Below are 10,311 nucleotides of genomic sequence, written 5' to 3'. Positions count from 1 at the left end.
CGTCGACTGGTGGCCCTGGTCGCCCGAGGCGTTCGAGGAGGCCAGGAAGCGGGATGTGCCCGTGCTGCTCAGCGTCGGGTACGCCAGCTGCCACTGGTGTCATGTGATGGCGCACGAGTCGTTCGAGGACGAGACCGTGGCCGCCTACCTCAACGCGCACTTCGTGCCGGTGAAGGTCGACCGGGAGGAGCGGCCCGACGTCGACGCCGTCTACATGGAGGCCGTCCAGGCGGCCACCGGGCACGGTGGGTGGCCGATGACCGTCTTTCTCACCCCGGACGCCGAACCCTTCTACTTCGGGACCTACTTCCCGCCCGAGGCCCGGCACGGCTCGCCCTCCTTCCGGCAGGTCCTCGAAGGTGTGGCGGCCGCGTGGACCGACCGGCGTGAGGAGGTCGCCGAGGTCGCCGGGCGGATCGTCGCGGATCTGGCGGGCCGTTCGCTGGTCCACGGCGGTGACGGGGTGCCCGGGGAGCAGGAGACCGCGCAGGCGCTGCTCGGGCTGACCCGGGAGTACGACGAGCAGCACGGCGGGTTCGGGGGTGCGCCCAAGTTCCCGCCGTCCATGGCGGTGGAGTTCCTGTTGCGGCACCACGCGCGTACGGGGTCCGAGGGGGCGCTTCAGATGGCCGCCGACACCTGTTCGGCGATGGCCCGGGGCGGGATCTACGACCAGCTCGGCGGGGGGTTCGCGCGCTACTCCGTGGACCGGGAGTGGATCGTCCCGCACTTCGAGAAGATGCTCTACGACAATGCGCTGCTCTGCCGCGTATATGCCCATCTGTGGCGTGCCACCGGGTCGGACGAGGCCCGCCGGATCGCCCTGGAGACCGCCGACTTCCTGGTGCGGGAGCTGCGGACGGCCGAGGGCGGGTTCGCCTCGGCGCTGGACGCCGACAGTGAGGACGCGGACGGCAAGCACGTCGAGGGCGCCTATTACGTGTGGACGCCCGCGCAGTTGCGCGAGGTGCTCGGCGAGGACGATGCCGCCTTCGCCGCCGCGTATTTCGGGGTGACCGAGGACGGGACCTTCGAGGAGGGTTCCTCCGTGCTCCGGCTGCCGGGCGACGCGGGGCCCGTGGACGCCGCGCGGGTCGCGGGCGTACGGGCCCGGCTGCTGGCTGCCCGCGAGGAGCGGCCGCGCCCGGGGCGGGACGACAAGGTGGTCGCCGCCTGGAACGGGCTCGCCATCGCCGCGCTCGCCGAGACCGGCGCCTACTTCGACCGGCCTGACCTCGTGGAGCGCGCCACCGAGGCCGCCGATCTGCTGGTCCGGGTGCACCTGGGCGAGGCGGCCCGGCTGGCCCGTACCTCCAAGGACGGGCGCTGCGGTGACAACGCCGGGGTGCTGGAGGACTACGGCGACGTCGCCGAGGGCTTCCTCGCGCTGGCGGCCGTCACCGGCGAGGGCGCCTGGCTGGAGTTCGCCGGGTTCCTGCTGGACATCGTGCTGGAGCAGTTCACCGGCGAGGGCGGGCAGCTCTACGACACCGCGCACGACGCCGAGCGGCTCATCCGCCGGCCGCAGGATCCTACGGACAGCGCCACCCCGTCCGGGTGGACGGCGGCCGCCGGTGCGCTGCTCTCGTACGCCGCGTACACCGGGTCCGAGGCCCATCGCACCGCCGCCGAGGGTGCGCTCGGTGTGGTGAAGGCCCTGGGGCCGCGCGTGCCCCGGTTCGTCGGCTGGGGCCTCGCGGTGGCCGAAGCGCTGCTGGACGGGCCCCGTGAGGTGGCCGTGGCCGGGCCGGTCGGCGGCGGGCTGCACCGTACGGCGCTGCTGGGACGGGCCCCCGGCGCGGTCGTCGCGGCCGGGGAGGGGCCGGGAGCGGGGGCCGAGTTCCCGCTGTTGGCGGACCGGCCGCCGGTGGGCGGGGAGCCGACCGCGTACGTCTGCAGGCACTTCGTGTGCGACGCGCCGACGACCGATGCGGGGGAGTTGGCGGCCAAGCTGGGCGGGTGAGGGCCCGCACAAAGGTGAGGGGCCGGTCGCCACGCGCGACCGGCCCCTCACCCGTACGTCCTTGGTGTGCTCATCCGTGCTGGTACGCGACCAGCGAGATGCCCACGTAGTGCGCGATGAACGCCGCCAGCGTCAGCGAGTGGAAGACCTCGTGGAAGCCGAACCAGCGCGGCGACGGGTTCGGCTTCTTGATCCCGTAGATCACGCCGCCCGCGCTGTACAGCAGGCCGCCCACCACGACGAGGACCAGGACCGCGATACCGCCGGTCCGCATGAAGTCCGGCAGGAAGAACACCGCCGCCCAGCCCATCGCGATGTAGCACGGGGTGTAGAGCCAGCGCGGCGCGCCGACCCAGAACACCCGGAAGGCGATGCCCGCCGCCGCGGCCGCCCAGACGGCCCACAGCAGCGGGCGGGCGGTGGACTCGGGGAGCAGGAGCAGCGTCAGCGGGGTGTAGGTGCCCGCGATGATCAGGAAGATGTTCGCGTGGTCCAGACGGCGGAGCACCGCCTCGCCGCGCGGCCCCCACGTGCCGCGGTGGTAGACCGCGCTGACACCGAACAGCAGACAGGCGCTGAGGATGTAGACGCCACAGGCGATGCGGCCCGTCGTGCTGTCGGTCAGGGCGACGAGTGTGATCCCGGCGATCAGCACCGCCGGGAACATTCCGGCGTGCAGCCAGCCGCGCATCCGTGGCTTGACGGGGACGGGGTCGAGTACGACGGGGCCCGGGGTCGTGGCGCTAGCGGCGGCGTCAGTCATATCCGCATGCTACCTACGCCACCGTAGGTACTGGATATCGGGCGCAAACGAGTGGTGATGCTCACGTGTGAGGCCCCCTGGACATATGGGCGAAACGGTCGGATGATCAAATGAGTGCAGTCGGCACCGGATGAGCGCCAGGGGAATTCGAAGGGTACGAAGCATCCGGGTCGCAGCCCCCACGGGGCCTCTCGACAACTGACACCCTCAACTAGGAGCGATCGTGGCGCGCGACATCGCGGCTCCCCTCACTGTCCCCACCCACCACCAGGAGCTGGTCTCCTGGGTCGACGAGATCGCAGCCATCACCCAGCCCGACCGGGTGGTCTGGTGCGACGGCTCCGAGGCCGAGTACGAGCGCCTGTGCGGGGAGCTCGTCGCCAAGGGCACGTTCACCAAGCTGGACGAGACCAAGCGGCCGAACTCGTACTACGCCGCGTCCGACCCGAGCGATGTCGCCCGCGTCGAGGACCGTACGTTCATCTGCTCCAAGGAGGAGAAGGACGCCGGCCCGACGAACCACTGGAAGGACCCCGCCGAGATGCGGGAGATCTTCACGGGTCAGGACGGTGTCTTCCGCGGCTCCATGCGCGGCCGCACCATGTACGTCGTGCCCTTCTGCATGGGCCCCGTCGGCTCGCCGCTCTCCGCGATCGGCGTCGAGATCACCGACTCCGCGTACGTCGCCGTCTCCATGCGCACCATGACCCGCATGGGCCAGGCCGTCCTGGACGAGCTGGGCACCGACGGCTTCTTCGTGAAGGCCGTCCACACCCTCGGCGCCCCCCTGGCCGATGGCGAGCAGGACGTCCCGTGGCCCTGCAACACCACCAAGTACATCTCGCACTTCCCCGAGGACCGCGAGATCTGGTCGTACGGCTCCGGCTACGGCGGCAACGCCCTGCTCGGCAAGAAGTGCTACGCGCTGCGCATCGCCTCCGTCATGGCCCGCGACGAGGGCTGGCTCGCCGAGCACATGCTCATCCTGAAGCTCACGCCTCCGCGCGGTGAGAGCAAGTACGTCGCCGCCGCGTTCCCGTCCGCCTGCGGCAAGACCAACCTCGCCATGCTGGAGCCCACCATCCCCGGCTGGACCGTGGAGACCATCGGCGACGACATCGCGTGGATGCGGTTCGGCGAGGACGGCCGCCTCTACGCGATCAACCCCGAGGCCGGCTTCTTCGGCGTCGCGCCCGGCACCGGCGAGCACACCAACGCCAACGCCATGAAGACCATGTGGGGCAACTCCGTCTTCACCAACGTCGCGCTCACCGACGACGGCGACGTGTGGTGGGAGGGCATGACGGAGGAGGCGCCCGCGCACCTCACGGACTGGAAGGGCAACGACTGGACCCCCGAGTCCGGCACGCCCGCCGCCCACCCCAACGCCCGCTTCACCGTCCCCGCCGGACAGTGCCCGATCATCGCGCCCGAGTGGGAGGACCCCAAGGGCGTGCCGATCTCGGCGATCCTCTTCGGCGGCCGCCGCGCCTCCGCCGTCCCGCTGGTCACCGAGTCCTTCGACTGGCAGCACGGCGTCTTCCTCGGAGCCAACGTCGCCTCCGAGAAGACCGCCGCCGCCGAGGGCAAGGTCGGCGAGCTGCGCCGCGACCCGTTCGCCATGCTGCCGTTCTGCGGCTACAACATGGGCGACTACATGAACCACTGGGTGAAGGTCGGTGCCGACAAGGCCGACCAGTCGAAGCTCCCGAAGATCTACTACGTGAACTGGTTCCGCAAGAACGACGCCGGCAAGTTCGTCTGGCCCGGCTTCGGCGAGAACAGCCGCGTCCTGAAGTGGATCGTGGAGCGCCTGGAGGGCAAGGCCGAGGGCGTCGAGTCCCCGATCGGCATCCTGCCGGCCAAGGGCGCGCTCGACACCGAGGGCCTGGACCTCTCCGAGGCCGACCTCGACTTCCTCCTCACGGTCGACAAGAAGGTCTGGCGTGAGGAGGCCGCCCTGGTCCCCGAGCACCTCAACACCTTCGGCGACCACACGCCCAAGGAGCTGTGGGACGAGTACCACGCGCTCGTCGAGCGCCTGGGCTGAGGCCGCCACTCCTCATGAACCCCGCGGCCGGGTGCGTCGGACATCCGCCCTGACCTGTGGGTACGAAGACGACCCGCCGCGGTACGGGGCTGTCGTCGCCGACAGCCCCGGGGCCGTCCCCGACCACGGACAGCCCCTCCGGCCCCCGGAACCCCCTCACGGTTCCGGGGGCCGCCCCTCCGCGGGAGGTGTGCGCCGCAGGCCGCCCCCGCCGCCGCCCCGGTCCTCCAGGTACTTCGTGTGGGACCGCTGGCGCAACTCCTCCGCCTCCCGCAACCCGTCCACCAGCTCCTGCGCCTCCCCGTGCAGCAGCGCCACCTGCCGCTCCAGCTCCTCCTCCGGAGCCCGCGCGCCCGGCGCGAGCCGCGTCCACCACCGGGTCCGCAGATACGTGTCGACGGACTCCGGAACATCCCGGCGCACCGCCCGCGCCACCACGTGCACGCCCTCCGGATCGTCCGCCAGTGCCTCGGAGACCCAGCCGGGGGCCAGCAGCCCGTCCAGCAGACCGGTCAGCGCGGCGAGCCGTTCCGTCGCGGCGGCCGGCAGGTCCACCCGGTCCAGATACGCCCGCAGGGTCACGAGGTCGGCCCGCAGCTCGTCCAGCCGGGACGACGGCTCCTCGAACGCGGGCGCGGGCGGCCGGCGCGGCGGGGCGAGCAGCGCGCCCGCCCCGTACAGCCCGCCGACCACCACCGGCCAGTACGCCCCGGCGAACCCGGCGAAGGTGAGAGCGAGACCGCCGAGGGCCGCGGCGCTGCCGGTCAGATTCCGGGCCGACTCCAGATAGCCGGCCACCCGGGCTGCCACGGATCTTCCTCCGCCCCGGCTCCTACTGGTAGCCACGGATCTCCTCGAACGCCCCGTCCAGCGAACCGGGACCCTCCTCCTTCGTCCCGTCGAAGAGCCGGCCGCCGGTCAGCTCGGCGATCGATTCCAGCTCCGAGCGGTCGGAGTCGCCGAACACGATCGGGAACACCGGGGTGACCTGACGGGCGGCGGGCAGCGCCCGGTAGAACGCCGCGAACTCCGCCGCCGACCGGCCCGCCGTGTTCTCGCCGTCCGTCATCAGCACGATGGAGGTGAACGCGGACTCGGTGTCCGGGCCGAGGTGGTCGTAGGCCGCGGCGAGTGACGAGTAGATCGCGGTGTCCCCCTCGGCCGTCAGCGCCGCGGTGTCCGACCGGATCGCCGCAGGGCCCGCCTTCGGGTCCGCCGGGTCGACGGTGTGCGTGCGGACCTGTTTGACGGTGGACCCGAACGGCAGCAGCGTGACCTGTTCACGCTCACGGAAGTCGCCGGTCAGCCCGTTCAGCGCGGACTTCAGCTGCGCCAGCCGCCCGCCCTCCATCGACCCGGAGGTGTCCAGCACGTACACGGTTCGCGACGGCCGCCTCAGCCGGTGCTCGTACGAGGACAGCAGCCCGTCCGCGACCGAACGCGTACCGGGGAAAGGCAGTTCGCGGCGCTGCTCGGGGGAGAGCGGATCGGCGGGACGCGCGGCCGCGACGACCGGTCGGCGAAGGGTCCGCGCGGTGATCTCCCGCTGCACCCCGGTGGACCGGAAGTGCTCGGCCAGGGTCCGTACGGCGTCCCGGGCGTCGGGCGTGGCCCCGGTGAGCGCGCTCAGCGGGTAGTCGGCGGTCACCACCCCGTCGCGGGGGCGGATCACCGTCAGCCCGGCGCCGGTGTCCCGGTTCAGCGACAGCAGCACCGACTCGTAGTTGATCAGCGCGTCCACCGTGGAGCGCCGGGCGTACGCGGAGGCCAGCCAGCCCGAGGAACCGGAGGTCAGCCGCTGCCCGGCGAAGAACTCCTTCAGCTTCGGCCCGGCCTTGCGGACGTCGGCGTCGGTGAGCGCCGCCTGCGCGCCGGAGAGCCCGGACGCCACCGAGATCAGCCCGGCGAAACCGGAGTTGGAGCGGCTCGGGTCGGTCATCCCGTACGTCAGGTCCCCGGCCGCGACCGCCCGGTGGACCTGTGCCCAGCTGACCTCCCCGGCATCCCAGCCGAGCCGCCGCACCGCCGCGGGCCGCACCCCGAGGGCGACCGGGGAGGCCATCAGCGGGGTCTCGGAGGCGATCTTGCGGGCGGCCTCCGGGTCGAGGCGCAGATAGTCGTTGGAGGACAGCCACACCGCGTCGAACGCCCCGTCCGCCTTCCCGGACGCCAGGCGCTCCACGGCGTCCAGGGTGCCTGCCCAGGTGGGCCGCACGGTGATCCCCGTGGCCTCGCGGGCCATCTCCAGCAGGGGTTCCATGTCGCTGAGTTCGCTGGAGGCCAGCACCCGGACGGTTCCCGCGCTAGGCCGTCCGTCGTCGCCGCCCCGGCCGGTGTCCCGTTCGGCGTCCCGGTCCGTCGTGCAGGCGGCGAGCGGGACGATCAGGGCCGCGGCCAGCAGCGGGAGGAACGCGCGCCGGAGGCGGCGGCCGGGCGTCGTGCGGGCGCCGGGCCTGGTGCGCTCGGCCCGGGTCCGCTCGGACCGGCGTGCGGCCCGTCGTGCGGGCTTCGGGCGGCTTCTCATGAGCGGCCCCCTTCCAGCGTGGAGTCGGCGGCCCGGCTGCGTTCCAACCGGGCCCCGGCCTCCTGGAGTTCGGCGGTCAGCGACTCCACGGTGGCGGCCATGGTCTCGGTCGCCCGCGCCCTGTACGTGTCGATGGCGTCGAGCGTCGCGTAGATCTGCCCGAACGCGGTGCGCAGGGTCTCGACGCCGACCGCGGGGTCGGCCGCGATGCGCTGGATCTCCCCGCTCTGCGTGGCGAGCATCTCCGCGTTGCCCCGGATCAGGTCCTCGGTGGTCGAGCGCAGCACCTGCACCTGCTCGGTCACCCGGCGCTGGTTCTCCAGCGCCGAGGACAGCATCACCGCGATCCGCAGCGCCGACACGGTGGTGGTGGCCGCCCGGTCGACGCCCTTGATCAGTTCGTCGTTGTTGCGCCGCACGACGTCCATCGCCAGGTACCCCTGGGCGCACACCGCGATCTGGGTCAGCAGGTCCTGGTGCTTCTGCCGTACGGGGAAGAGGACGTCGGCCCGCAGCGCGTCCGCCCGTACCGGATCGCCCGCGGTCTCGGCCTCCGCGATGCGCCGCTCCACGACGCCGTCGAGGGCCTCGGTGAGCACCGCGTACTCCTGCAGCTTGCCCATGGAGTCCCAGAGGCGGGTGCGCTCGGTGTGCAACGCGGCGTTGTCGCGGCGCAGTTCGTCCTGGCCGCCGCGGAGCGAGCCGACGATCCGGTCGAGAGTCCCCTTGGCGGAGGCGTACTTCGCGACGTGGTCGCGCAGCCGGCGCCCGCCCGGCAGCCGGGACAGCAGCCGGCGGGCCCCGCGCCCCGGGGTGTCGCGCGGGTCGAGGTCCTCCACCGTGCGGCGCAGCTCGACCAGGGAGGACCCCACACGGGCCGGGGCGTCGCCCTCGCCGGAGGCGAGCGCGCGGACGGTGCGGTCCAGCATCCGGTTGGACTGCTGGGCGGCGCTGCGGATGTCGCCCTGCCCGAGCGCGGCGATCTCGCCGACCCGGGCGCCGAATTCGGGGGAGCGTGCGTCGAGCCCGGCGAGGCTGTCGACGTACTCCTCGGCGCGCCGGACCATGTCGGCGCGCACGGCCTCCGCGACCGGGACGAGCCCGGCGGCCTGCTCGGCGCGGACGGGGGCGACGGGCGCGGGCGGGGTGAGCACGAGCGGGGTGGTCGGCGGGTCGAACGGCCGTCGAGGGTCCTGGGGTCCGGCGTGCTGGGATCCTGCGTCCTGAGGCCCGGCGTTCCGGGCTCCGGCGTCCTGGGGCATGGTGGCAGTCTCCTGTGCTGCGAGTGCGGGTCCGGAGCCGGGGACAGGCCCGGCTGCCGGGACCGCGGGAACAGGGCTGAGTGCGGGCGGGGGCGTCGTCAGCCGCGGGCCCGCCGTGCCATCGAGCGCAGCACCTCCGCCGTGGGCACGGGCGCCTGGCGTACGCCGGTCAGCCGCTGGTCGATGTAGGCGGTGTGATCCGCGGTCGCGGCGATGAACTCGGCCGCCGCGCCCTGGGGCCGGAAGCCGTGCCGTACTGCCAGCTCCCGCAGCCCGGGGTCGGTGGACAGTAGCTCGCCGAGCTCGCGGCCGTGGTCGGTCAGCGGTACGAGGGTGTGGTCGCTGGACACCGTGGTGTCCGGGTAGAGGACGACGAGGTCGCCTATCTCCTGCCGCTGACTGCTCATCAGGAGGGAGGCCACCTGCGACTCGTAGACCAGCACGAGGGGGTTGCCCACTCCGCTGATGAAGTCGCGGAACGGCGCGTCGCTGCTCGTCTGCTGCGCGCCCTGCACCTGGACGAGCTTGCGCATCAGGGGCGCGGTGCGCTCCACGGCCTTCGCGTCCGTGGCGACCCGGCCGCCGTCGGCGACGTACGAGGCGGCGGCGAGGTAGAGGGCGCCGGAGTTGGAGGTGACGGGGTCGGTGCTCGTGATGAACACCGTGCCGCTCAACTCGGAGTGCCCGGAAGCCCCCTTGAGCTGCTGCCAGGTCCGGTCGTCCTCGGCCGCCGCCAGGTAGGAGCCCATGAGCAGCGTCCCCTGCGTGGTGAACTTCGACCCGCCGTCGGCCCGCAGCCGGGCCAGCCCGTTGTCCGCGAGGACCTCGGCCGCGTTGCGATGGGCGACCACGACGAGCGGCGAGTAGAACGGCCGCAGCGGGCCGCCCTGGGCCTCGGACCCCCGGCGCAGCTCATCGGCCGGGCCCTTGGAGCCGGGGAAGGCGAAGTCGTAGCCCTTCAGGGGCAGTCGGTCCATCGCCCAGGACCCGGAGGTCTCCGTCCGGACGGTGAACCCCTTGGCCGCGAGGGCCTTCACGGTGTCGGGGTCTGCGAAGAACTCGGCCTTCTCCGACCCGATCACTCCGCGCACGGTCTTTCCGGCCGTGCCGCTGTCCCCGCTGTCGCGACCCAGCGCGACGGCCGCTGCCACACCGGCGATCAGCACGACCGCCAGGACGATTCCCACGATGCGTCTCACCTGCGCAGCGTGCTCGCGGAAACCCACATTCCGGGCCGAGTTGGGTGGACGGCAGATGAAGGGGCCATCCCAGAACGCAACGGTCCCGGCGGGGAAGGGTCATGGCACCCGGTCCGCACGCCTCGACGGCACGCGGACCGGGGCCGTCAGTGGGCGCCGACCAGCTGCCCGGAGGGGGCGGGTCCGGCGAGGGCCGCGGTGTGGGCGTCCATCCGCTCGGCGGAGAGGATGGCGGCGGTGGTGTCGGCGCGCGACGCGGCCACCAGCAGGGCGCGGCCCGCCAGTGCGTGGGCGCGGCGGTGGAGTTCCGCGGGGGCGGCGTCGGTCAGGCCGGCGTGCCGGGCGGGCGGGCCGCCGCGCAGCCGGGCGACCTGCTCGGCGATACGATCGCCCGCCGCGGTGAGGCCCAGTTCGTCGGTGACCGCGAGGAGGGCGGCCAGGTGCCCGGCGAGCTGGATGTCCAGCTCCTCCTCACGGCTGCGGTGCGGAAAGTCCGCGTCGTCGGCCGGGGTGTGGACCGAGGGGCTGCGGATCGGCTCGTACATGGATG

The 10,311-nt window shown here is 72.9% G+C and carries 8 protein-coding genes; 2 read left to right on the top strand and 6 right to left on the bottom strand.

Annotation, left to right across the window (positions count from 1 at the left end; all coding sequences use genetic code 11):
* A partial coding sequence (locus IG90_RS0136040; RefSeq protein WP_030594444.1) for a thioredoxin domain-containing protein occupies positions 1 to 1,963 on the top strand: 1,963 nt, incomplete at its 5' end.
* Between the two features lie 70 nt (positions 1,964 to 2,033).
* On the opposite strand, the gene trhA is transcribed toward IG90_RS0136040, so the two are convergent.
* Entirely contained in the window at positions 2,034 to 2,726 is a 693-nt protein-coding gene (trhA, locus tag IG90_RS0136035; protein WP_030594441.1) for a PAQR family membrane homeostasis protein TrhA, read from the bottom strand.
* Between the two features lie 223 nt (positions 2,727 to 2,949).
* Between trhA and IG90_RS0136030 the strand changes: the two genes are divergently transcribed.
* On the top strand, positions 2,950 to 4,776 hold the full coding sequence (locus IG90_RS0136030) for a phosphoenolpyruvate carboxykinase (GTP) (RefSeq protein WP_030594438.1): 1,827 nt from the start codon (positions 2,950 to 2,952) through the stop codon (positions 4,774 to 4,776).
* A gap of 156 nt (positions 4,777 to 4,932) precedes the next feature.
* On the opposite strand, the gene IG90_RS0136025 is transcribed toward IG90_RS0136030, so the two are convergent.
* From IG90_RS0136025 to IG90_RS0136005, 5 genes are all read right to left on the bottom strand, one after another.
* Positions 4,933 to 5,586, bottom strand: a complete 654-nt coding sequence (locus IG90_RS0136025; protein ID WP_033894985.1) for a hypothetical protein — start codon at positions 5,584 to 5,586, stop codon at positions 4,933 to 4,935.
* A gap of 22 nt (positions 5,587 to 5,608) precedes the next feature.
* On the bottom strand, positions 5,609 to 7,300 hold the full coding sequence (locus tag IG90_RS0136020) for a substrate-binding domain-containing protein (RefSeq protein WP_233436181.1): 1,692 nt from the start codon (positions 7,298 to 7,300) through the stop codon (positions 5,609 to 5,611).
* Positions 7,297 to 8,562, bottom strand: a complete 1,266-nt coding sequence (locus IG90_RS0136015; RefSeq protein WP_033894984.1) for a toxic anion resistance protein — start codon at positions 8,560 to 8,562, stop codon at positions 7,297 to 7,299. The genes IG90_RS0136020 and IG90_RS0136015 overlap by 4 nt, the downstream gene beginning before the upstream one ends.
* A gap of 98 nt (positions 8,563 to 8,660) precedes the next feature.
* Positions 8,661 to 9,788 (bottom strand): hypothetical protein, encoded by a 1,128-nt coding sequence (locus tag IG90_RS0136010; protein ID WP_233436180.1) that lies wholly within the window; start codon positions 9,786 to 9,788, stop codon positions 8,661 to 8,663.
* Positions 9,789 to 9,907: 119 nt separating this feature from the next.
* On the bottom strand, positions 9,908 to 10,306 hold the full coding sequence (locus tag IG90_RS0136005) for an SCO4983 family protein (protein WP_030594424.1): 399 nt from the start codon (positions 10,304 to 10,306) through the stop codon (positions 9,908 to 9,910).
* Between the last annotated feature and the right edge of the window lie 5 nt (positions 10,307 to 10,311).

It is taken from the genome of Streptomyces anulatus, from assembly GCF_000721175.1.
In the GTDB taxonomy this organism is placed as follows: Bacteria; Actinomycetota; Actinomycetes; order Streptomycetales; family Streptomycetaceae; genus Streptomyces; species Streptomyces anulatus_C.
Note: the sequence above shows the minus strand (reverse complement) of the source record. Positions and strands in the feature narration are given on the sequence as shown.